Source organism: Streptomyces sp. NPDC002232 (assembly GCF_042890295.1).
GTDB lineage: Bacteria > Actinomycetota > Actinomycetes > Streptomycetales > Streptomycetaceae > Streptomyces.
Map to the genome: position 1 here is coordinate 306,724 of NZ_JBIARV010000004.1, position 23,303 is coordinate 330,026.

Genomic DNA, 23,303 nt, shown 5'->3' on the forward strand with positions numbered 1-23,303 from the left:
TGTCTCGTACCCCGTCCACCGTCCTGTCGATCTTAGGCACGTGACTCCGCGGGGCCGGGCCGGCGGACCAACCGCGTCGCGGAAAGCCGCTGTTGGAGTCGGGGCGAGGCCTGGCGGGTACGACCGGCCGGACCGTTCGGGCCGGCGCGCGCCCGCCCTATCATCGGTCGGGACCGGCACAGGGGCGCCCGTGAGCGAAGGGACCGGCATGACGTCGGTGGACGAAGGACGGGCGTGGCTGCTGCTCTGCCCCGGGCTCAGCTCGCGCGCGGACGCCGCCGGACGGCGTCCGGGACCGGTCACCTCGTCCCTCATCGCCGCCTTCGAGGCGGAGCTCGGGCACCGGGCCGAGGTGGTCCACGGCAGCCGACTGGTACTCGGCGTGGAGGGCGGACACCTCACGCTGACCGACACCACCGGCCGTGGCGTCCCCGCGCCCGCCGTGGCGTACGCGCGGCTGTCGACGCCCCGCGTGTCGGCCGACCGGGAGATCACGCTGCTTCGGCATCTCGCGGCGATGGGAACGCGGTTGCTGAACCCCGCCGAGGCGGTCCTGGCGGCCGTGAACAAGTTCTGGCACCTCCAGCAGCTCGCCGCGGCCGGAATCCCCGTCCCCGACACCCGCACCCACACCGACGCCCCGCTGGAGCACCTGCTCGACGCCGGGGTGCCGGAGCCCTGCGTGGTGAAGGCCGTCCGGGGCCAGCGTGGCCGACGGGTCTTCCTCGCCGCCGACGACGCGTCGCTGCGTTCCGTGGCCGGGAGCCTGGACGACCGCCACCCCTATCTCCTCCAGCGGTACGTCGCCCATTCCCACGGCCGGGACCTGCGCGTCGTCGTGGTCGACGGCCGGGCCGTGGCCGCCGCCGTGCGCACGGCCGGTGACGACCGCCTCGTCTCGAACCTGGCGCAGGGCGGCACGCACGCCGTCTGCACCGGCCGCCACCCGGCGGCGGAGGCGCTGGCGGTCGCGGCGGCGGACGCCGTCGGCCTCGGCGTCGCCGGGGTCGACCTCCTCTTCGAGGCGGACGGCTCCTTCACCGTGTGCGAGGTGAACTGCAACCCCACCTGGCGGCCGGACATGCCCGGCGTCGCCGAAGCCGTCGCGGCCGCCTGCCGAGACCGCCTCACAGAGCCCCGCTGAAGGCCCCGGGCCCGCCGCGGGCCTGAGGTGGCCCGGACAGCCGTGGCAGGGACCGCGGGGCGGTGCTTTCCTGGAGGTGAGGAGGGGACCGCGCCCCGGACCCGGCGAGGCGGCTTCGGGCCGTGCGTCGCGCCGTCGCGCCCCGGGAGGAGCGGACAGGCCCTCCGTCCGTCGTGGGGGTCACGGCCCGGAAGGCGGTGAGCGCCGTGGAATCGCCCCTGGTGGTAGGCGTCGACGGGTCCGACGCGAGCCTCACGGCCGTCGACTGGGCCGCCGACGAGGCGGTCCGGCACGAGCGCCCCCTCCGGATCATCCACGCCTCGGAGTGGGAGCGGTACGAGGGCGTCGCCCCGGACTCGGCCACCGACCGGCCCCCGGCTCAGATCCTGGCGGAGAGCGTCGTCGCCACCGCCGTCGGCCGCGTCCGCCTGCGCGCCCCCGCTCTCCCCGTGACCACGGACGTCCTCGGAGAGGACGCCTCCACCGCCCTGCTCCGAGAGGGGGAGGGCTCCCTGGCCGTGGTGGTCGGGTCCCGTGGACGGGGTGGGTTCACCGAACTGCTGCTCGGATCCGTCGGCCTCGTCGTGGCCGCCCGGGCGCCGTGCCCGGTGGTCGTCGTGAGAGGGGACGGGGAGGCCCTGGAGGCACGCCACGACCGCGTCCTGCTCGGCCTCGGCGAGGAGGACGCGGACGCCCCGGCGGTGTGGTTCGCCTTCCGGGAGGCGGCCGTGCGGGACGCGGAACTCGATGTCGTCCTCGCCGTACGACGGCCCGCGCACGCGCCGCCGAGCGGCGACCCCGGCGTCCGGGCCGGGGACGGACCGTCCGAGCCGCTCGACCGGGCCCTTGAGGCCGCGGCGACCGCGCACCCCCGGGTGCGTCTGCGCCGGCGCACGGTCGAGGGGACCGCCGCCAAGGTCCTGACCGAGCGTTCCGCCGCGGCCGACCTGCTGGTCCTCGGGGCCCGGCGCCGGGACGCGCTCGCCGGCCGGGAGCTCGGCCGGGTGGCCCACCGCGTGCTGCACCATGCCGCCTGCCCGGTCGCCGTGGTGCCCCACCGGCACGGGGAGTTCCCGCAGGTGGAGCGCTGACGGAACCGGAGGACCGTACGGCGTGACGACCTGACCCCGGGCGTGGCCCACCACGTACGGGAACCAGGGCGACCGGGTGCGCCGAGCGGCCCCGCACGCCGACGGACCGGACGGCCCCGGGGCCCGTGCCCCGCTCCGCACCGGGCGCTCCGGGGCCGGGAGCGGGACAGTGGAGCGAGAGGACTTTCGCCGTCCCGTGCACGAGGAGCAGAGCCATGGCCGCAGATCACGTGGAGCCCACGGCACAGCCGCGTCCCGGACGTCGGCGACCGGTCCACGGGGGGTTGCCCGCCGGGCGGTCCGCGCGCTTCAGCGGCGCCGTGGAACCGTAGGCCCGCCGTGTCCCGCCAGGAGTCACCGGGCGGAGGGGCCGCGTCGCGACCGCAGGAGCCCTCCGGGCGGGGGGCCCTGGTGTTCGTGCTGGTGGCCGCTCTGATCTGCGGTGTCGTGGCGGCCGGCTCGCTGTGGACCTTCGGGGGAAGGGCCGACCGCGACCTCGCCGCTCACCGTCACCGGGTCCAGGCCACCACCACCGGGCCGGCCAGGGAACCGCCGGCCGCCGCCCGCTTCGGGACGAAGCCGCAGGCCGTCGCGCCCGCGGTGTGGGAACAGCCCGCCCACGTCCACCGGTCCGGAACCGTCTACGTTCCGCCCCGGACGCCCCAGGGGCACAGCGTGGCGATCTGGGTGGACGACGCGGGGATCCCCGCCCGGCCTCCCGGCAGTACGGCCGACCGGGCGCTGACGTCCCTCTCGGGAGGCATCGCGGCGGGAGCCGTCGTCGGGGTGACGGGCGCAGGCGTGGTCCTCCTCGTCCGTCGCCGGGCCGAGGGCCGAAGGCTCGCCGCCTGGGAACGGGAGTGGGAACAGGTCGAACCGGTCTGGTCCGGCCGCCCCCGCGGGGGCCGAGGCCGGGGGAGCGGCGACTGAGAGCCTGCGCCCCGGGAAGGGGCCACTGGTCCACTGAGAGCCGCGACCCGACGAGCGGCTCATCCGCCCCCACGAGGACGGCCCGTCGCACGGCGTCCCCATGCGTCGGGGGCCTGACGGGTCCCGCTCAGGCAGCGGCGTCCAGGTGGGCGAAGACGACGAGGTCTCCGTGTAATCGCGCGCGGTGCGCTCGTCGGTGCCCGTGCGGGTGATCAGCCGTGACTCCAGACATGGCGAAGACCAGACAGTGCCCGTGTCCGGCCGCAGGACGCATTCGTTGACCTTGCATGAATGTCCAGGGCGAGAGCTGCCTGCCCCCGCGACTACGCAGTCCCGCCACTGCGGCGACGGCATACGGAAAACTGACGGACCGCCTCCGCGCGCCCGTCGGCCTCTCCGCCCCGCTGACGAGGAGGACATGTGAGTGAAGAGACTGTTTCGCTGAGTCACGAGGGCTTCCGCTACTCGTGTCGCATCAATCGCCGGCCCGACGGATCCGACCCGCCGGTCTTCCTCTTCGGAGGTGCGCTGCACCGGAACCACGGGTGGGCCAGAAGGCTGGAGAAAGTACTCACGTCACAGAGGGCGGTCGTCACCGTCGACCTGCCGGGGTTCGGGGCGGCCGATCCCGCGCCTCCGTCCTGCGACGCTTCCTTTCTCGCGCAAGCCGCGTGGCGAGCTGTCGAATACCTGCGCTTCAGCCAGTACGACCTCGTCGGGCAGTGTCTGGGCGGATTCGTGGTCCAGCAGATGCTGCACCAGCCCCGGCCCGGGGTCCGCAGTGTCGTTCTCTCGGGCGTGTCCGCGGGTCCATGGCCCAGTCCGCAGGTACGCGCTCAACTGCAGAACGCGGAAGTCGCCAGCGACAGTGGAGACCAGGCCACCCTGCTCGACGTGGCCAGCCATCTCTTCTTCGGTTCCGCGGCAGGGTCCGAGGAACGCGCGGGACAATCCTCCGTACCTCTGTTCAGGGACCGGATCAGTGCGCTGGAACCGGGAGTCCTCGAAGACCTTCGGAACCACCTGTACCGCGACTGGTTCCCGTCAGGGCACGCCACACTCCCCTTGCCCGACGTGCCCGTGCATGTGTTCACCGGTGTCAACGACATCCTGACGCCGCCCAGCGATGCGCGCCGGCTGGCCATGAGCTATCCGCGCGGAAGGTTCGCGGTCGTCGAGGACGCGGGGCACATGATCCATGTCGAACTGCCCGACGAGTACGGGAGGATCGTGGCGGCCTGCTTGAGTGGCGGTTTCGGTGCCATCCCGCACGCTCGCGTGCTCGACGCATCAGAACGGCTGGCCGAAAGCACATGAAAGACATCAACCCGCTTCATAGGCGTACCGCCCATGGGTAACGCCCTTGCGCATCGCTCCGGCCGCTTCGTCCTGCTCCGAGAACTCGCTCCGGGCGACCTCGACCGAGCCGCTGAGATGTGGGGCGACTCCGGTGCCATGCGATTCCTGACCGCTGATCCGATGAGCAGGCAGATGGCCGAGGACACCATCGAGCGCGCCGCCCATTCGGCCACATCGGCCCAGCGCCGGTCCTACCACCTGGGCATCGCCCAGCACGACGACAACACGCTCATCGGCAGCGTGGCGGTCAATCTGGAGGGGAGGAGCAGCGCGTGTGTGCACTCCTTCGTCCTTCATCCCGGAGCACGCAATCTGTCCCTCGCCGGTGCCGAGGCGGCTCAACTGACGGCGGCCTTCTGCTTCCAGGAACTCGGACTGCACCGATTCTGGTGCATGTGCCGGGAGGACAACACCAGAGCCAGGCGCCTGTACCTGAGCCTCGGAATACAACAGCAAGGTCTCTTCCGCGAAGTCGACTTCAAGGAAGGCCGCTGGCACAATCACCTGATCTTCGACTGGCTTGCCCCGCACTGGGAATCCCGGCGCAAACCTCCGGCCCAGCGTCAGACTCGGGACACGGTAGCGATCCAGACGAACAGCCTTCTGCATCCATGAGAGGGCGGCGCCCTCGGCTCAACAACACGAGTGCCGTCCGCCCTCCATGACGTGTCGCGGCAGCACCCGGTGTTGACACCTGCCACGAGCTCTCCGCCCAGTCCACCGCCGTGTCCCGGGGCCGGCAGCACGCGGGCCAGCTGTTCGTGCACTCCGCGGTGCACGAACAGACCAACGCCGGCCCATGGGACCAAAGTTCTCCCTGCCGATGCCCGGCCTCGGGGCCGGGCTCGGCTCGATCCCGCGCAGGACCACCTTCGACGTGGACGAACTTGCCCGCGCCCGGAGCGCGGAGGACTTGACCGGCGCCCGTGTCGGCGACGACCCGCCCGCACTCCCGATGCCACGTCACCGGCCCGGCGACCGCCGGCACGGAACATCTCCGGCCCGGAGCCGCCCCGGCGCCCCGTCAGGCTTCGTCGCGACGGGTCCAGGTCCCTCTTCCGCCGGCCGTCATGAGCGTGTTGACGATGTGCGACCGGTTGCGCCCGCCCCGGAGCAGTCGCTCGGCCGCCAGGCCGAACGCCAGCACCGGTCCTACGAGTCCGACGGTCTCGCCGGTGCCGAGCGCCAGCCCCGCGCCGACGAGCCCGAGGCCGGTCTCGGCGGCGGCCCAGGCGAGCCGGCCGGGCCGCTCCCCGGAGGCCGGCAGCTTCCGCCGGACCGCCCGGAGCAGAGCGGCGAGGGCATCGTCGGCCCCCGCCGCGTCCCCGGCGCGCAGCGCCGCCTGGAAGGCGTCGCGCCGACGCGTCACGACCTCGTCCTGATGGATCTTCGCGATGTCCTGCCAGCCCAGTTCGGCGACCGCCGCCAGGCTGCCCGGCGCCATCCCGTGTTCCGCGGGGACCGTGGCCCCGGGGCCTGCGGGCTCGAAGAGTGCGTCCGTCGGACGCCCGAGGTACAGCCCGATGTCGGCCGCCTTCGGGAGCGACCGCGGCGACGCCCCGTCGGTGCCCAGAGTCCGCTGCACCGCCCCGTTCCAGGCCTGCGTCGCGGTGTTCCACATCGCTGTCCTGTGTGGCGGGTTCGTCGCGTCGAGCCGGGCGAAGAGCACAGCTCTGCGGTGCCGGTCCGACGACTCCACGTGCTCGTCGAGATAGGCGAGCGTGCGTTCCACCGGGGCGTAGTCGTGGCCCGGAAGCCCCGGCAGCTCCGCCACCTCCTCCAGCACGTCGCGGTACGAGCAGGGGCGCGCCACGGCGCTCGTGCCCAACGGCACTCCGGCTTCGCGGGAGAAGTGGTGCAGGGTCCAGGCCACGGCCTCGAGCCTGCGCCGGATCGCCCCGCCCTCCTCGTACCGTGCACCTAACGCGGTGCCCCGCGCGAACAGCGGCCCGGGGTTCGCCTCCCCGCGCTCCAGAACGGCCTCGGACAGCCTGACCAGGGGCTCCGCCGTGTCGAACGAGGACGAGAGCCAGCCGGGCTCCAGGGCGCGGTGCAGGCCGGTGGTCACCAGGGCGAACGGGTCGCTGCCGGCCGGAGCGGCGGTGGTGCAGCGCAGGAACGACGGGCAGCCGCGTACGAAGGACCGGAAGTCCTCCGTCTCGAACAGCGCCTGCACCGCGTGGCTGTCGATGAGCTGCACGTCGCTCAGCACCACCGTGTGCCCCAACAGGGCCTGGATCTTCAGCATGACGGCCAACGACGTGTCCCGCGGTTCCCACCCCGACACGCGCAGGTGCTCACCGTCAAGCCAGTGGGCATAGATCTCCACGGCTCCCCCCTTCTCCCGTCGAGCGAGGGCTCCCCCTCGGCAGCAGACCCTATGGTGAAGAAGCCAACTGCGCGAAGCGAAAGCCTGGTTGGCATGTGCGAGAGCATCGCGGCAGCTACCGGGCCGGTCTCGGTCTCGATGCCACTCAACGGCCGGCTGCGACCTGCATGCGGGTCAGCCGCACGACGAAGTACGCTGCCGCGCCGGCCGCGACGACGTTCAGCGCGTCGCCCACCATCCCCAGAGACACGGCGTCCAGCACTGCGGTGAGACCGTCGGCCCGTTGATGGCTCCGCCCTGCATACCAGCGGAGCAAGAGCGAGCCGGCGAAGGTCCCCCACCATAGGTTCACGGGCCAGAGGGAGGGGCTGGAGACCGCACCACCACGGCTGGGGCCCCGCGAGACGGCGGCCCACATCTCGACGGCGATGCGGTACGGCATCCAGAGAAACGCCACGGGCACGAACCAGGCTCCGATCGCCCAGCCACTTCCCCACCTGAAGCCATCCGGCGCCAGGGCTCCGGTGGCGCGCCGCATGCGATGGAACCAGGTGACGAACAGGGCGGCGCAGACCGTCAAGGCCAGAACGTAGAACCGGTCCACCCTCCTGAACAAGGCGTCCGCCGACTCAAGTTCGTCTTGTCGGGCGAAGCTGAAACCGCCGTCCGCCCGTACCGCGAAGTGGGTCCGGAACCCGGCGTACACGGCGAACAGATCACATACGGCAACACCCGCGAGCAGCACACACACCGCGACGATCAACGGGCGCCCGGGGCCGGGCATCCGGTCGGGCAAGGCAGGACGTGGGCGCAGAGCGCCCAGAGGAGACGAGGACATGGCGGTGTGACCCCTTACGGGCAAGGAACGGGAACTGCCCGCGGACCTGCGTGCAGAGGGAAGCTACGCCACGAGAGACCTGTCCGTCCACGGACAATCGCCTCACCGGGAGCCACCGTGGGGCGACCCGACAGCCGCGCAACAACCTGGCACCCACATCGCATACGGCCGGGCGCGAGGGGTGGCCCGGTGCGTCGGCCGCACCGAGCAGTCCTACGGCGCCGGAGACACCCGCCGCTGCCGGTTCAGGTCACGAGCGCGGCCGCCTGCTGACGGGCCTGGTCCAGCCAGTCCCCGCGCGTTTCCTCCGTCGAGTCGGCGACCGTCCGGAAGACGACCCGACGCACCTCGCTCACCCCGACGTACGGCAGGACGCAGGCCGACCAGATCCTCTCCAAGGGATCGCCGAACTCGCTGTCCTCCCGCTCGGCCGGAGTGTCGGACGTGTTCAGCACGAGCGCCTTGGACACCTTCAGGAGCCCGACGGGTTCGCCCTCCGCAGCGCCCAGCTTGTAGGCGACACCCGGCACGAGCACACGCTGCACCCACCCCGCGAGGACGGCCGGAGGCATACCCCACCAGTTCGGGTGGACGAACACCATGGCGTCCACAGTGGCCACCTCCGCACGGTGCAGGGCCACCTGACTCTCCTGAGCGCGACCCGCTTCCTCGACCGTTCCGGTCTCATCGGCGGACAGCACCGCCGGGAAGCCCTCCGCGCACAGGTCATGAGCCACCACCTCGGCACCCCGCTCGCGCAACTCCCCCACCACGGCGTCGAAAACAGCGTGGTTGAAACTCCCCGCACGCGGATGTGCGAGATACACCGCTACGCGCATTCTTCCCCCCGGTCTGTAACAGCCGACAACGCCCGCCCCGGCAAAGGATACTCAGGCTCCGCCCACGGCCGGCCGGACACCCTCGCACCGGCGGGAGGACGCTACGGGGTCGGCCGCCGCCCGTCCCGCGCCCGAGGCCCGGAGACCGCCGCACGGCGGTCCTGGCCACCGGCGCCCTGCGACCGCCGCGCGACCCGCACGCCCGGGAGTGGGACGAGGAGGGCTCTACCGCGTGAACGGGCCGGCCGGCCTACGTCTGGTCCTCGACGCGCAGGGCGAACAGGACGATGTCGTCGTCGTGCTCGGGGCCGGCGAGGGTGTCGGCGAGCAGGTCGAGCAGATGCGGCAGGGCGGTGTTCTCGTCGGCTGCCCGGCCCAGGATGCGTTCGGCGTGGCCCAGGGCCTGGTCGAGACCTCGGCCGCGGTGTTCTATCAAGCCGTCGGTGTAGAGCAGCAGCAGCGCACCGGGCCGAAGAACCCGCTCGTACTGCGGCCGCACTCCGCTCGGCGCGAACCCCGGGTGCATGAGCAGCGAGTGCTCCTCCAGCTGCTCCACACCCTCGTGGGGGTGGGCCAGCAGCGGTGGGGGATGTCCGGCGTTGATCCAGTTCAGCAGCCACTCGCCGTGCGGGCGGGGGGTCAGGTGGGCGTGGACGAGCGTGCCGCTGAGCTTGATGTTCAGGTGCTCGTTGGCGTCCTCGAGGGAGGCGACGGCGGCGGCCGGGCTGTCGGCGCGTTCGATGTCGGCCTGGCGGAGCATGCTGCGGGCCTGTCCCATCAGGGCGGCGGCGTGCATGTCGTGTCCGGTGATGTCGCCGACCGTGACGGCCAGGGCTCGGCGCCGGTCGGCTGCGCGGCGGTCACCGGGCAGCGGGTAGGCGTCGTACCAGTCGCCTCCGACCATGTCGCGTTCGGCCGCGGGCCGGTACAGGGCGGCGATCTCCAGTCCCTCGAACTCCGGGAGGTCCGTGAGCATGGCCTGCTGGAGCTGACGGGCCACGGTGACCCGCTCGTCCAGGTGCGCGGCGCGCTGAACCGCCAGAGCGGTGTAACCGGCGATCGCCGTCAGCACGGCCCGCTCGTGCACGTCGATCTCGTGCGGCTCGTCCCACGCGACCACCAGGGTTCCCAAGGTCGCCCTCCTCGTACCGGGCAGGGGTACGCAGATCGCCGTGTGCAGGCCCATGGCGTCGAAGACAGCCACCGTCTGCGGGTCATAGCCCTCGACGAGGGTCTGCCGGTCGGGCACCAGCACGACACGGTTCTCCCGCGCGGCCTGCGCCGACGGCCAGTCGTCGGACAGGGCATAGCGCGGGAGCTGCTTCTCCAGCTCTGCCGGCCCCCTCGCCGTATCGACCGCTCTGCGCAGCGCACTGTCGTCATCGCGCAGCGTCAAGCCGACGTAGGCCGGCTTCAAGTCCCCGCTGACCAGTTCACCGACGGTACGGCGCACCTCGTGCAGACCGGAGGTGTTCCCCAGCAGCTCGGCTGCCCGCAGCATCAGCTCGGAGCGGTCCAGGCGGCCCTTCAGGTCCTGCGCGCCGTCGTGGGCCCGGCCTGTCGCGGCTTTGGCCTCGTACGGGGCCTGCCACGCACCCCGCCGGGCATCGTGGGCCCGCGCCTCACTGGAGCGCAGTCCCAGTTCGACCGCGCACGTCTCCGCCAGATCCGAAAGGTCCTGCACGTTCTGGGCGCTCCACGACCGTGTGCCCGTGTCGAAGGCGGCCAGGACTCCCAGCAGGGCGCCGCCCTCGTCGTACAACGGGACTCCGGCGAACGCCTCGTACCCCGTGTCCGCCAGAGCGGCGGCTCCCTGCGTACCGGAGTCCAGGGCGACAAGGCGGCCGTCCTGCGCCACGCGGCGCAGCCAGTGGGAAAGCTCAGCTCTCGGCCCCGGTAGCGGAGAGGGTCTGCTTGCGACGACGTCCACCCGTACCTCACCTCCGGGCAGGGAAACGACGGAGGCCACCACGGCGCCGGACGCCCCAAGGACGCTGGCCGTCAGACGTGCGAAATGCTCCACGGCCCTCTCACCATCCACTCCGGCAAGCCACCCGACCGCGACGCCGTCAACCCAGTTGACGCACTCTACCGGAGCGTCCACACCCTGGGCCTCCGCCTTGATCCGAACACGCGCGCCGACGGCGGCGCTGATGACGCCCCGGCGTAGGTGGTGCCGGTGGCGTCCCAGGCGATGCGGCGGCGTCCATCAGCGTGGACTTGCCCGCGCCCTCGACGCCGATGACCGCGTCGACGCTGTGCCCGGCGGTCAGCAGCCGGTCCATCACACGGGCCTGATCCCCGTGAGCGTGTCGAGCCAGCCGGTCAGAAGACGGTTGATCTCCTCCGGGCGTTCCTGCTGGATCCAGTGGCCGCAGCCCTCTACCAGGTGGGAGGCGGTCAGGCCGGGGAGGGTGGTGGGGAAGGCGTCGATGGCGTCGGACATCCAGGTGGTGGAGGCGTCCAGGGCGCCGCCGATGAACAGGGACGGCTGCTTGATCGGGGCTCCGTGGTGAGGAGCGAGGTCCTCCCAGTCGCGGTTCATGTTGCGGTAGCGGTGGAGAGCACCCGTCAGACCCGTGCGCTCGAACTCTCCGGCGTAGAAGTCGAGGTCGTCCTCGGTCAGCCAGGCCGGGAGGACGCCGGCGGGAAAACGGTCACGCAGCCGGCCGCCGTGGGCGACGAAGTGCGGGTCGGGCTCGCCCCGGGCCGGCATGGTGTCGGCGGACAGGGCGGCGTAGAAGCCCGCGAGCCAGCCCCGGACGTCGGGCTCGATCTCTGCCTCGGCACGGCCGGGCTCCTGGAAGTAGGAGACGTAGAACTCCTGCTCGGGGCCGCCGATCCGGTCGAAGACATCGGTCGGGCGGGGGCCGCCGGGCGGCGCGTACGGAACACTCAGCAGGCCGACGGCCCGGAAGACCTCGGGGTGGAGCAGGGCGGAGGTGGCGGCGATGTGGGAGCCCCAGTCGTGGCCGACGACCACAGCGTTCTCCTCACCGAGGGCGTGCACGAGGGCGACGTTGTCCTCCACCAGGTCGAGCATGCGGTAGGCGTCGGTCGCGGCGGGCTTGGAGGAGCGGCCGTAGCCGCGCACGTCGATCGCCACCGCCCGGTAGCCGGCCGCGGCGAGGGCCGGGAGCTGACGGCGCCAGGAGTACCAGGACTCGGGGAAGCCGTGCACGAGCAGGACCAGGGGGCCGGTGCCCTGCTCCACCAGGTGCAGGCGTCCGGCCGGGGTCTCGATGGTGCGGTGGCGGAGAGGCGCGGACGGCTCGGGTCGCATGGGGGTCTTCTCTCGGATCGCGGGTGGAGGCGGTACGCGTCGATCATGCGGCGCAGCGGCCGTCCACCGCGATTACCCTTGCCATGCTGGCAAACGTGCAGGACAGGGCGGTGGAGCTACCCGCCCGAGAAGGGGGCGGAGCGGATGACGAACGGCGACGTGGCAGACGCGCTGGCGGCGATGGGCCCCCGGCTGCGGACCGCACGCGAACAGCGCGGTTCCACGCTCACCGGCGTCAGCCGCGCGACCGGGATCTCCCCGAGCACGCTGTCGCGGATCGAGACCGGCCGACGCAGGCCCACCCTGGAAGTGGTGCTGCAATTGGCGGAGGAGTACGGCGTCTCCCTGGACGAGCTGGCCGGCACCGCTTCCGCCACCGGGCCACGCACCTCCGCGCTCCGGCGTTTCGGCGACGACAAGGCGGTGCTGCCGCTGACCCGGTACGTCGGTGGCCTGCACGCCCACAAGCACGTCCTGCCCGCCGTCGAGGAGCCGCCCGCACGGCCCCGGCAGGTCTCCCACGACGGCTGGGAATGGCTGTGCGTCCTGTACGGGCGGCTGTGGCTCGCACTCGGCGACCAGGACCTGGTCCTGAGCGCCGGGGACGTCGCGGAGTTCGACACCCGCCATCCCCACGGGGTCGCCAACGCCGGACCCGGCGGTCCCGTCGAGTACCTGATCATGTTCGGACCGCAGGGAGAGCGCCTGCGACCTCGCACCCCGCCTGCCGCCTCCAGGGCCGAGCAGCAAGCACGGGGGTAGTCGCGCCACAGCATGGAGCGCCGAGATTGATCAGGCCACGGAGCCGGCAGTGCTCGGTGCCCCTCTGTCCTCAGCACGGGCCGTCCTGATGCCGCAGCCCGCCGTCCGCAGGCAGAGACAGGCAAAACGGGCCGCCGGCTTGATGAGCGCTGCGCGGTGGGCGACAGTCCCCACCACACTGGGACGTCATCATGCGGATCGCCTGGAAGCCACCGCACAGGCATCGGTGCCGGGCCCTGACCAGGCCCTGGAACCCGCCCTGCGGTCGAGGAAGATCCTGCGCTGCGGACCTTGCATCGCGGGGTGCAGTCGGCCACAGCGATGGCTCGCCGCCACTCGTTGGAGTGAGTGCGCCGAGCCGGCCCATCCGTACCTGATGCGTGTCCGAAGTACGGGTGAAGGTCGTCGGCTTCTCCCGATAGTGTCCGGGCGGGAGAGGCTGATGGGCCTGTCGGACTGATCGCACCCCGCCTGTCGCGGAGTCATAGGTGTGAACGGAACGGCCAGGGGGCGGAGGACAGTGCGAGCTGTCCTCCGCCACCGCTGACCCTGCCCAGGGTCCACCCCGTCGGGCGGGCCCCAGGGGGTGTCCTGCGCTCGCCGCTGCGGATTGTTGCGGGCCCACCACCGGTTCAGGGTGAGATCTGGCGGCCTTCCTGCACCATGGGCTCGTCGTCCCGGTCCGGTTCGCCACTCCACAGGGGATGCTCGCGCGCGGCCCAGCCACGGTCCACCGTGCCGGTGCTCATTCCCTTCCTGGCCTCCGGGTCCCGCAGCGCCATGACGACGTGGGCGACGACCGAAGCCCCGACCGCCCAGGCCACCCAGTCGTGTACGAAGGTGGCGCCCATCCGCCAGGCGAGCGGTGCGAGACCGGTCCACCACATGGCCAGGCCGGTGCCGAGCATCACCAGCATCGACCCCAACGTCCACTGAGCGTAGAGCTTCTGCCCGGCGTTGAACTTGCCGGCGGGCCGGTCGGGCAGGCGTCGGCGCACGGCCCTCAGCCACGCCCAGTCGGCGCGACCGAAGCGGCTCAGCCGTGCCGCGTCGTCGCGCACGGCCCGGAGGGCGAGCCCGCAGAGGAAGGGCACGGGGAGCGCCGTCCCGCACCACACGTGGAGGAGCACGACGGTTCTCCGGTTGCCCACCAGCTGGGCCAGGGGCGGGAGATACAGGCAGGCAGCGGTGGCCAGGCATGTCAGCATGAGACCGGCCGTGGCCTGGTGCACCCAGCGCACGGACCGGTCGAAGCGAAGCAGGCGGTCAGACGGTGGCGTCATCGTCACGCCCGTTCGACGACCCGACCCAGGCGTCCGTGTCGTAGCCGAGCTCTTCCCAGTATCCGGGCCGGACCGCGTCGGTGACGGTGATGCCGGACAGCCACTTCGCCGACTTGTAGAAGTACATCGGTGCGGCGTAGAGACGGGCAGGGCCTCCGTGGGCGTGGGAGATCGGCTCGTCGCGGAGCCTCAGGGCGATCAGCACATCGTCACGACGGGCCTGCTCCAGGGTGAGGCTCTCGGTGTAGACCCCGTCGAAGCACCGGAACCGGACGGCACGCGCCTCGGGCCGCACACCCGCCGCCTCGAGGAGGTGAGCGAGTGGTACTCCCTCGAAGGGAGTGTGCGGCACCCGCCAGCCGGTCACGCACTGCACGTCGCGCACGATCCTGCGCTGCGGCATCGCCCGGAGCTCGGCCAGCCGGTACCGCGCGGGGCGCTCCACCAGCCCGTCCACGCTCAGGGTGTACGTATCCGGGCCCTGCTCCGGGACCGAAGACGTCACCGAGTAGTACCGGAAACCACCGGATCCAGGCAGCACAGCCGTCAGCCCGCTCGGGTCCCTGCTCACCACCGCCTCCTGCGCGCGCTGGAGCCGTGGTCCCGCGAGCACTCCGGCCGCGCCGAGCCCGAGGATCCCCAGCACGACCCGTCGGCCGACCGGAGCACCCCGGTTCCCGTCTTCGACGTCATCCATGGCAGCGATTCGACCAGGCGATTTCGCCCAGGGCCAGGGCTGACGCCCGTCCGTCAGGCTTTCGTCATCTTTCACCTGCAAAAGCAGCGCCCGTGATCAACTCCTGGCATCGGAGCGCTGGGCCCTACCGCCGCTCACCCGCGCCGTCATGGACGAGCAGAGGATGCCCCTGGCCGGTGTGAGGCGGTGGACCCGCAAGCTCGTTTCGAAGCTGCATTCGTCGTGCCGGTGGCTCAGTTCGATGCCGCGCATCTCGAAGGGCAGCACGACCTCGGGGACATGGGCGGGATCGGCGACGAGAACTGGTTCTGTGCTGAAGGCGAATAATCGGTCGACAAGCGATTCAATTGCTCTTCGAAATCCATGCGCGTGCGGATTGGCCCAGTCCTGGAAATTCATTCTGGTGGCGGAACGAACCCGTCGATGGTGGCCCTTCAGCTGCCGGCGCGTTCCTTGGCTGCGGAAGCCGATCCCCAGGGCGGGGTGGTCTGACAGCTCAGGAGCCTATCGGTCGTCCGCCCGCATGCGCGAGAAGAGTGAAGGCCTACGGATTCCACTATTGCGCATAGCTTGCAATAAGGCGGTCTTGACTCGTTTGGAGTAGCGACTTCAACTGTATCGAGAGCGGATTCCGCGCGTGCATTCCAGGCCTCTACTGCCTGCCCCACCGGCCTTTTCTCGCGTGAAAAGACGCGATGTCTTCCGCAGTTTTGGTCCGCGTTGTGCACGGAGCAGCGTTTCGGCGTGCTTTTCTACCGCTGCGCATCTCCTGCGTGGTGGCGTGCCAGAGCGCCTCGGCCTTCCTGTCGGCAGGTCTCATGCCTGCCCGGGTGGCGCGAGAAAGTCTCGCCGCTGTGCCGGCCGCCATCCCCAACAGCTCACCCCTGCAGCACGCATGCCGTGAGGTGTCCGGTGCCGGGGTGTCCGCAGACAGAAGGATTGCCGTGAAGCTTCTTCAGGTCAGGCCGCGTTCCCGACGGGTCCTGGACCAGTCCCTGCTCGTCCTCGGCGCCACGACCCTGGCCGCCGGCCTGGGTGCGATGACGCTCGCGCCGGGCATCAGCGCGGCCTCCAGCCACCGCGAGGCACCCCTGATCGCCGGGGACCCGCGCGCGGACAACACCGACGTGTACGCGTTCACCAGCCCCGACAAGGCGGACACCGTCACCATGGTGGCGAACTGGATCCCGATGGAGGAGCCGAACGGCGGCCCGAACTTCTACGCGTTCGGCGACGACCTCCGCTACAACATCAAGATCGACAACGACGGCGACGGCAACTGCGACGTCACGTACACCTGGCGCTTCCACAACCGCTACCGGGACGCCGCGAACCAGTTCCTGTACAACACGGGCCAGGTCACCTCGCTCAACGACCCGGACCTCAACTTCCGCCAGTTCTACGACCTCGTCGTCACGACCGGCAACAAGAGCCGAACGATCCTGCGGAACGTGCCGGCCGCTCCCTCCCGCACGGGCAAGGCGTCCATGCCGAACTACGCCGCGCTGCGCAATCAGGCGACCCTGAACCTGCCGGGCGGTGGGAAGACGTACGCCGGCCAGGCAGAAGACCCGTTCTTCGCCGACCTGCGGGTCTTCGACCTCCTCTACGGCGGCGACCTGAGCGAGCGCGGCCAGGACACCCTGGCCGGGTACAACGTCAACACCATCGCCATCCAGGTCCCCAAGAGGCAGCTCGCGCTGAACGGGAACAGCTCGCGCAACCCGGTCATCGGCATCTGGTCGACCACCGAGCGCGAGGGCGTCACCCTCAGCGACTCCCGCGAGGCGCAGCACGGGAAGGACTGGAAGCAGGTCTCCCGACTGGGCAACCCGCTGGTCAACGAGGTCGTCGTCCCGATCAAGTACAAGGACGCCTTCAACACGCTCAACCCGTCCCAGGACCGCACCGTCCAGCCCGTCGTCGACAAGGTCCTGGACCCGATTCTGCCCAAGCTCATCCAGCAGGTGTACGGGGTCCCGGCGCCCGCGACCCCGCGCAGGGACCTGTTCGAGATCTATCTGACCGGCATCTGCAAGGCCTGCGGGCCCATCCAGGCCGACCTCAACGCACACCGCCTGAACAAGGACGCCAACCTCAGGAGGATCGTCCCCGCAGAGGAACTGCGCCTGAACACCGCGGTCCCGCCGACCGCGCGGCCCAACCGTCTCGGGGTCCTCGCCGGAGACCTGGCGGGCTTCCCCAACGGACGCCGCCTCGCCGACGACGTCATCGACATCTCCCTCCAGGCCGTCGAAGGAGCCGCCCAGACGGGCGTCCTCGTCCCCGCCCTCGCCGACGGCGACAGGGTCGACACCAACGAGGTCCCGTTCGGGAACACGTTCCCCTACGTGGCGCTTCCGCACACCAAGAACGTCAACCAGGGCCCCAACGGACCGGAACGCAACGCCGGGCAGGCCTCGATGAAGAACTCCGCAGCCGAAGCCCCCGCCCTCACGACCACCCACGCCGCCGCGATCGGCGGTCTCGGCGCACTGCTCCTCGGCACCGGCGGCTTCCGCCTGCGCCGCCGCAACAAGAACAGCTGAACCCCGGTCGTGGCCCCAGGACAGGCCGCGACCAACGGTGTCACGGCCCGGGAACGCACCCTCGGGCCGTGACACGCCATCCGGGATCCGGGGAGGACCCTTCGTGCAGCACCACGCCACCGCATGCCGACCCACACCACCACCGTCAGGCAGGCGCAGACGGCTACGCAGCACCGCAGTCGTGCTGGTTCTGGGGGCGGTCATGTTCACCGTCGGTGCGGTCGCCCTGAACCCGAACGGCGCAACCTCCGCGCAAGGGTCCCCAACAGCCCGGCCCGCAGGCCCGGCACCCGGTTCCATCGAGGCGCTCCGGGCGCGCGTGGAGCGCCTGCCGAAGGACCCCGGAGGCTGGGCGGCGCTCGGCATGGCGTACGTACAGCAGGGGCGGACGACCGCGGACCCGGCCACGTACGCGCGTGCGGAGAAGGCCCTGACGACCTCGCTGACCGTGCAACGCGCCGACAACACGGACGCGGAGATCGGCATGGGAGCCCTCGCCGCAGCGCGGCACGACTTCCCCACCGCACTCACCTGGGCCCTCAGAGCCACCACGGGCGACCCGTACAACGCCTCCGCCCAGGGAGTCCTCGCAGACGCGTACACGCAGCTGGGCCGCTACGACGAAGCGGAGGCGGCCGTCCAGAGGATGACGGACCTGCGCCCCGACGCGGCGTCCCTGGCCCGTGCCTCCTACGCCGTCGAACTCAAGGGCGACGTCCCCCGGGCCCGTGACCTGATGCGCCGTTCCCTCACCGCGGCCGCCACCCCGGCCGATTCGGCCTTCGCCCACGCCGTCCTCGCATCGCTGGCCCTCCAGGACGGTGATGCCCGGACTGCGCTGGCCGAGGCACAGAGCGGTCTTCGGGCGTCGCCCGGCGACTCGGCACTCCTCGAAGCGCGGGCCCGTGCCCACGAAGCCGTGGGCCGGCCCGCCAAGGCGGCCACCGACTACCGGGCGGCCATCGCGGTCGCCCCGCTCCCGCACTATCTGCTGGGCCTGGGGGAACTGGAACAGTCCCTCGGCCGCCAAGACCAGGCGGAGGCCCAGTTCGCCCTGCTGAGGGCACAGGATCGGATCCGGGTGAACAACAAGGCACCGGCCGATACCGACGCGATCCTCTTCGAAGCCGACCACGGAAACCCCCAGCGAGCCATCACCATGGCCGAGGAGACTCTGCGCACCAGGCCGTTCATCGCGGTCCACGACGCCTACGCCTGGGCACTGCACCGCGCCGGCCGCGACACCGAAGCCCTCGAACAGGCCGACCAAGCCCTTGCCCTGGGCACCCGCAGCGCGCTCTACCACTACCATCGCGCGGCCATCCGCCAGGCTCTCGGCCACCGTACCGGCGCCCGCCAGGACCTCGACCAGGCACTGCGCCAGCCCGGCTTCCACCCCCTGCACGCCGGCGACGCCCGTGCTCTGCTCCAGCGAATCGACACCACCGAATGAACCACGCCCTGCGCCTTCCCCTCACCGCCGTGGCCGCCGCCGCTCTCGCCGCCACCGTGAGCGTCGCCCTCGCCCCCGCCGCGAACGCCCACCCGCTGGGCAACTTCACCGTCAACTACCACACCGGCCTGACCCTGCGCCCCGACCGCATCGACGCCCGCATGGTCGTCGATCGCGCGGAGATCTCCGCCCTCCAGGAACGCACCCTCGTCGACACCGATCACAACGGCAGCGTCAGCGCCGCCGAAACCCGTGTCTACGCGGAGAACGCCTGCGCCGTCCTCCAACGCCAACTCCACGTCCACGCGGGCAGCCGCGACGCGGACTGGAAGGCGACGTCGGCCGGGCTCACCTTCCAACCGGGCGAGGCCGGCCTCCAGACCAGCAGACTCACCTGCGAACTGACCGCCCCCACCGTGCTCACGCAGCCTGCCGACATCTCCGTGGCGACCGCCTACGACACCCGGCGCATCGGCTGGAGAGAGATCACGGTCACCGCGCGAGACCTGAAGATCACCCGGTCCGACGTCCCAGCCGTCTCCGGCACCCACGAACTCCGCGTCTACCCGCAGGACCCCCTCGCGTCCCCCCTCGACCAGCGCACCGCGAACCTGCACACCGAACCCGGCCAGGGCCATGGCACGGCACCCGCCGCGGTGGACTTCCCCGGTGCGGGTCTGATCACCGGGACCATCGGCAAGGTCACCAGCGTGTTCGACTCACTCGTCGGCGCCAGGGAGATCACCCTGCCCATCGGACTGCTGGCCCTGCTCCTGGCCGTCGTACTGGGAGCCTCGCACGCCGCGATGCCCGGCCACGGCAAGACCATCATGGCCGCCTACCTCGCAGGCCGTCGAGGCACCCGCCGCGACGCCGTCACGGTCGGGGCCACCGTCACCCTCACCCACACCGCCGGCGTCCTCGTCCTCGGCCTCGCCCTACCCGCCGCCACCCACCTCGCGGGAGAATCCGTACTCCGCCTGCTCGGCACGACCAGCGGCCTCCTCGTCACAGGCATCGGCCTCTGGCTCCTCGCTGCCGCACTACGCGGCAAGACCCTCCACAACCACCATCACCACGGCAACCACGCGCACACCCACGATCACGACCATTCACACCACCACGGCCACGGTCATCACCACGGCCACAGCCACAGCCACGCGGACGATCACACCCACCACCATGACCATCACAGGGGCGAGCCTCCGCACGGCACTGGCACGCTGATCCCCTCCAGGCGTCACGCTCCGAGCGGTCGGCCTCAGGAAACGGGCCGCGTCACCACACTCGCCCCCGCGCACCACACCCACAGCCCTCCCACGGAACCCGCTGCGCCGAGGACCGTCCGGCGTCCGGGGAAGGCCGGGCTCATCGGCATGGGCATCGCCGGCGGCCTCGTCCCGAGCCCCTCCGCACTCATCGTCCTCCTCGGGGCCGTCGCACTGGGCCGAACCGCCTTCGGCGTCACCCTCGTCATCGGCTACGGACTCGGCATGGCCGCCACACTCACCCTCGCCGGACTCCTCCTCGTCCGCGTACGCGAACACATCGAAGCCCACCACCGCACCCACGCCCTGCGCGAAAGCCTCCTACTCCGCAGGATCGCCCGCACCGGGCCCATCCTCACCTCGCTCCTCGTGATCGCCGTCGGACTCGGCCTCACCATCCGCGCGGCAACAGGAAACGGATAGGACACAGACCGTCCCCGCGCGGAGAGGGCGCAGCGATCGACAGCGCCCCCGAGTCCGCCGGCCACGTCGTCCGCTCGAGTCCACCTCGCGCGCTCGCCCCTCTGACGCGTACCAAAGGCGTGGTGAGACGGGGCGGCCTGGCGTCGTCCCGGGGGACACCCGACCAATTCCGGTCAGGGGTGGACCAGCCCTTCACACGGGCCATCGGCAGCGAGGAGGCCTGCTGAGGCATGGCCAGGAGCACCGCGCGGGTCAGCACGTCCTGGTGCCCGCCCCCGCGAGCGGTCAGGCGCCAGGACGGTCCGATGCCGCTGGGCCGGATGCAGCTCGCGGCGGACCCGCCCGGTGACGCAGGTGCAGTGCCTCAGGCGATGGCGTCGAGGTGGGCGAAGACGACGAGGTTCTCCGTGTAGTCGCGTGCGGTGCGGTTGTAGGCGCCCGCGCAGGTGATCAGCCGGACCAGTGCGTCGGGGGTGTCCGCGTAGACGCGCTGGTCGGGGAAGTCGCCCTTGTCGAAGTTCTCCACCGAGTCGATCAGGAACACGGCGGTCGTGCCGTCCGCGCGGTCGACCTCGAAGCTGTCGCCGGGTGCGAGCTCGGAGAGGCGTGCGAAGACCGCCGGGGAGGTCTTCGTGTCCAGGTGGCCCGCGACGATCGCCGTACCGCGCTGACCGGGCGAGATCCCGGCGCTCTGCCAGCCGACCAGGTTCGTTTCGTCCGCCGGGGGCGGGTCCAGGGCGCCGCTCGGGCCGATCTTCAGCCCGGTGAACGGGGCGTCCACGCGGATCTTGGGGATCCGCAGCCGGATCGGGGCGGAGCGGGGCATGACCGGGCTGCTCGCGGAGCTCGTGCCGGATCCGGCCGGGGCGGAGGCGCTGGGCCGGGCGGGCTGCGGTGCGGGCGCCGGGGCCTGCCGCGTCGCGGTGGGTCCGGGGGGCGCGGGCGGGGAGATGGCGTCCGTATGGAACATCCTCCCGCCGAATGCGTACAGGAGCACGGCCAGTGCCAGGGCCCAGAACACGCCACGGACGACCCATCGCGAAGTACGTCGGGGCGATCCCGTGCTGGCGGGGTCGGGTGGGGTCGTCACCGGAGGACACCTTTCGGATGTGGGCGGATACCGTACGGGCCGGACGCGGGGGCACCGCCGTGGCGGTGCCCCCGCGTCCGGGTCCTGCTAGGCCTGGGCGGAGGCCTTCCTGCGGCGGACGATGACGAAGCCGGCCAGCCCCGCGGCGACCACCAGCGCGCCCGTCACGCTCGTGCCGGTGTCCGCCAGGCCGCCACCGCCGGTGTGCATGCCGCCGGACGGCTTCTCCGGCTTGTAGCCGTTGTCCTTCTCGGACTTGGAGCCGTTGTCCTTCTCGGCCTCCTTGTCCTTCGACCAGTCGTCGGCGTTGACGAGGGACAGCGCACCGGAGCCGGTGTGCATGCCGCCCTTGGGCTTCTCGTGCTCGCCCTTGTCGTGGTCGCCCTTCTCCTGGTCGCCCTTGGACCAGTCGTCGCCGTTGGTGAGGGAGAGCGCGCCGGAGCCGGTGTGCATGCCGCCCTTGGGCTTCTCGTGCTCGCCCTTGTCGTGGTCACCCTTGTCGTGGTCGCCCTTGTCGTGGTCGCCCTTCTCCTGGTCACCCTTCGACCAGTCGTCGCCGGTGACGAGGGAGAGCGCGCCGGAGCCGGTGTGCATGCCACCCTTGGGCTTCTCGTGGTCGCCCTTGTCGTGGTCACCCTTGTCGTGGTCGCCCTTCTCCTGGTCACCCTTCGACCAGTCGTCGCCGGTGACGAGGGAGAGCGCGCCGGAGCCGGTGTGCATACCGCCGTGCGGCTTGTCGTGGTCCTGCTGGCGGCTGTGGGACTGGTCGTCCTTGTCCCAGTCGCCCGCGGTGCTGGCGTAGGCGGTGGGTGCGACGAGCGCCAGGGTGCCGGCGGCGGCCGTCGCTGCGAAGAGAATGCGGGCAGAGCGCATCGATGAACTTCCTTCCGTCGCATGCGTCGGCTGACTGTCTGTCGGCTTCTCGAACCGCAGCGACCTGCTCACCGTCAGCCGCCGCTGCCGGAACGGCGACTTGGGGTGGTGCATTCGATACCTCACGTGGCGTCAAGCGGCGCCATCCGGGGGTACGCCGAGCCCCGTGGGCCACAGGACGGAGCACCCGGCCGCGCCCGTGCCGGGGGCCCAGGCCCGGCGCGGCGCGGGACGGCACCCATCCGGTGAGGGCTCCGCTCCGAATCAGGGACATGAGCACCGACGTGACGACCCTCCGCCACCGGCGACCGCCGAGTGGTGCGAGCGGCCGCGGCCGGATGCTCTCCGCAGCCTCCGCACGCACGCGACACCTACAGGAGAGCACCTCATGAACACCCTCCGCTTCCGACGTTCCGCGGTGGTCGTCACCGCCGCGGTCGCCCTGCCGTTCGCCCTCACCGCCTGTTCCGGCTCCGGGAACGCGGCGTCGTCCGACGGGTCCTCCTCCGCGGCGCCCGCCGCGTCGTCGTCCTCGGGCGCCATGCAGGCCGACGGCCCGTTCGGTCCGGGCTGTGCCGGGGTCCCCAAGGACGGCGCCGGTTCGTTCGAGGGCATGGCCAAGGACCCGGTGGCCACCGCCGCTTCGAACAACCCGGCCCTGTCGACGCTGGTCACCGCCGTCAAGAAGGCCGGACTCGTCGACACGCTGAACAACGCGAAGGACATCACGGTCTTCGCGCCCACGAACGACGCATTCGCGAAGATCCCGAAGGCCGACCTGGACAAGGTGCTCTCGGACAAGGCGACGCTCACCAAGATCCTCACCTACCACGTGGTCGGTGAGAAGCTGACGCCGAAGCAGCTGGAGAACGGCTCCTTCGTGACCCTGGAGAAGGGCAAGATCACCACCAAGGGCTCCGGTGAGATGTTCACCGTCAACGACTCCGCCAAGATCGTCTGCGGCAACGTGCCCACCGCCAACGCCACCGTCTACATCATCGACACCGTCCTCATGCCGAAGTAGCCCGGGGACCCCGAAGGGCGGTGCGGCACCGGTCGGCCCGGTGCCGCACCGCCCGCCTCCCGGGGCCG

The 23,303-nt window shown here is 71.4% G+C and carries 20 protein-coding genes; 10 read left to right on the plus strand and 10 right to left on the minus strand.

Annotated features, from left to right (window positions below; translation table 11 throughout):
* Nucleotides 1-190: 190 nt before the first annotated feature.
* From ACFYXU_RS19390 to ACFYXU_RS19410, 5 genes are all read left to right on the plus strand, one after another.
* A complete protein-coding gene (locus ACFYXU_RS19390; protein ID WP_389458806.1) occupies nt 191-1,144 on the plus strand; it encodes a RimK family alpha-L-glutamate ligase in 954 nt (317 codons plus the stop codon).
* Nucleotides 1,145-1,350: 206 nt separating this feature from the next.
* On the plus strand, nt 1,351-2,235 hold the full coding sequence (locus ACFYXU_RS19395; protein ID WP_389458808.1) for a universal stress protein: 885 nt from the start codon (nt 1,351-1,353) through the stop codon (nt 2,233-2,235).
* A gap of 411 nt (nt 2,236-2,646) precedes the next feature.
* A complete protein-coding gene (locus tag ACFYXU_RS19400; protein WP_376517118.1) occupies nt 2,647-3,165 on the plus strand; it encodes a hypothetical protein in 519 nt (172 codons plus the stop codon).
* 420 nt (nt 3,166-3,585) lie between these two features.
* Complete coding sequence (locus ACFYXU_RS19405; RefSeq protein WP_389458810.1) at nt 3,586-4,482, plus strand: alpha/beta fold hydrolase; 897 nt, start codon at nt 3,586-3,588, stop codon at nt 4,480-4,482.
* Between the two features lie 33 nt (nt 4,483-4,515).
* Nucleotides 4,516-5,139 (plus strand): GNAT family N-acetyltransferase, encoded by a 624-nt coding sequence (locus ACFYXU_RS19410; protein ID WP_389458812.1) that lies wholly within the window; start codon nt 4,516-4,518, stop codon nt 5,137-5,139.
* Between the two features lie 409 nt (nt 5,140-5,548).
* Here the strand turns inward: ACFYXU_RS19410 and ACFYXU_RS19415 are convergent, their stop codons facing one another.
* The 5 genes from ACFYXU_RS19415 to ACFYXU_RS19435 form a co-directional block, all read right to left on the minus strand.
* Entirely contained in the window at nt 5,549-6,772 is a 1,224-nt protein-coding gene (locus ACFYXU_RS19415) for a hypothetical protein (protein WP_389458814.1), read from the minus strand.
* A gap of 226 nt (nt 6,773-6,998) precedes the next feature.
* On the minus strand, nt 6,999-7,616 hold the full coding sequence (locus ACFYXU_RS19420; protein WP_389458816.1) for a DUF4328 domain-containing protein: 618 nt from the start codon (nt 7,614-7,616) through the stop codon (nt 6,999-7,001).
* Between the two features lie 320 nt (nt 7,617-7,936).
* Nucleotides 7,937-8,530, minus strand: a complete 594-nt coding sequence (locus ACFYXU_RS19425) for an NAD(P)H-dependent oxidoreductase (RefSeq protein ID WP_389458818.1) — start codon at nt 8,528-8,530, stop codon at nt 7,937-7,939.
* Between the two features lie 250 nt (nt 8,531-8,780).
* Nucleotides 8,781-10,634, minus strand: a complete 1,854-nt coding sequence (locus ACFYXU_RS19430; RefSeq protein WP_389458820.1) for a PP2C family protein-serine/threonine phosphatase — start codon at nt 10,632-10,634, stop codon at nt 8,781-8,783.
* Nucleotides 10,635-10,814: 180 nt separating this feature from the next.
* Nucleotides 10,815-11,813, minus strand: coding sequence for an alpha/beta fold hydrolase (locus tag ACFYXU_RS19435; RefSeq protein WP_389458822.1), 999 nt, complete (start codon nt 11,811-11,813; stop codon nt 10,815-10,817).
* Nucleotides 11,814-11,957: 144 nt separating this feature from the next.
* On the opposite strand from ACFYXU_RS19435, the gene ACFYXU_RS19440 reads away from it, so the two are divergent.
* Entirely contained in the window at nt 11,958-12,575 is a 618-nt protein-coding gene (locus tag ACFYXU_RS19440; protein WP_389458824.1) for a helix-turn-helix domain-containing protein, read from the plus strand.
* A gap of 632 nt (nt 12,576-13,207) precedes the next feature.
* On the opposite strand, the gene ACFYXU_RS19445 is transcribed toward ACFYXU_RS19440, so the two are convergent.
* The 3 genes from ACFYXU_RS19445 to ACFYXU_RS19455 all read right to left on the minus strand — a co-directional run bounded on the left by ACFYXU_RS19445 (nt 13,208) and on the right by ACFYXU_RS19455 (nt 14,954).
* On the minus strand, nt 13,208-13,858 hold the full coding sequence (locus tag ACFYXU_RS19445) for a cytochrome b/b6 domain-containing protein (protein ID WP_389458826.1): 651 nt from the start codon (nt 13,856-13,858) through the stop codon (nt 13,208-13,210).
* Nucleotides 13,842-14,555, minus strand: coding sequence for a molybdopterin-dependent oxidoreductase (locus ACFYXU_RS19450; RefSeq protein WP_389458828.1), 714 nt, complete (start codon nt 14,553-14,555; stop codon nt 13,842-13,844). Before ACFYXU_RS19450 ends, ACFYXU_RS19445 begins: the two co-directional genes overlap by 17 nt.
* A gap of 96 nt (nt 14,556-14,651) precedes the next feature.
* Nucleotides 14,652-14,954 (minus strand): chromate resistance protein ChrB domain-containing protein, encoded by a 303-nt coding sequence (locus tag ACFYXU_RS19455; protein ID WP_389458830.1) that lies wholly within the window; start codon nt 14,952-14,954, stop codon nt 14,652-14,654.
* Between the two features lie 545 nt (nt 14,955-15,499).
* Here ACFYXU_RS19455 and ACFYXU_RS19460 point away from each other — a divergent pair.
* The 3 genes from ACFYXU_RS19460 (at nt 15,500) to ACFYXU_RS19470 (ending at nt 20,248) form a co-directional block, all read left to right on the plus strand.
* A complete protein-coding gene (locus ACFYXU_RS19460; protein WP_389458832.1) occupies nt 15,500-17,104 on the plus strand; it encodes a DUF4331 domain-containing protein in 1,605 nt (534 codons plus the stop codon).
* A gap of 319 nt (nt 17,105-17,423) precedes the next feature.
* Entirely contained in the window at nt 17,424-18,557 is a 1,134-nt protein-coding gene (locus tag ACFYXU_RS19465) for a tetratricopeptide repeat protein (RefSeq protein WP_389458834.1), read from the plus strand.
* Nucleotides 18,554-20,248, plus strand: coding sequence for a nickel transporter (locus ACFYXU_RS19470; RefSeq protein WP_389458836.1), 1,695 nt, complete (start codon nt 18,554-18,556; stop codon nt 20,246-20,248). Before ACFYXU_RS19465 ends, ACFYXU_RS19470 begins: the two co-directional genes overlap by 4 nt.
* A gap of 364 nt (nt 20,249-20,612) precedes the next feature.
* Here ACFYXU_RS19470 and ACFYXU_RS19475 read toward each other — a convergent pair whose 3' ends face one another.
* Both ACFYXU_RS19475 and ACFYXU_RS19480 read right to left on the minus strand, forming a co-directional pair.
* Complete coding sequence (locus ACFYXU_RS19475) at nt 20,613-21,074, minus strand: class F sortase (protein ID WP_389458838.1); 462 nt, start codon at nt 21,072-21,074, stop codon at nt 20,613-20,615.
* Between the two features lie 351 nt (nt 21,075-21,425).
* The gene (locus ACFYXU_RS19480) at nt 21,426-22,211 is read right to left on the minus strand and encodes a hypothetical protein (protein ID WP_389458840.1); all 786 of its coding nucleotides are present in this window, start codon (nt 22,209-22,211) and stop codon (nt 21,426-21,428) included.
* A 388-nt stretch (nt 22,212-22,599) separates the two neighbouring features.
* Here ACFYXU_RS19480 and ACFYXU_RS19485 point away from each other — a divergent pair, with 388 nt between their 5' ends.
* Nucleotides 22,600-23,235, plus strand: coding sequence for a fasciclin domain-containing protein (locus ACFYXU_RS19485; RefSeq protein ID WP_376517807.1), 636 nt, complete (start codon nt 22,600-22,602; stop codon nt 23,233-23,235).
* The last annotated feature ends 68 nt before the right edge of the window (nt 23,236-23,303 follow it).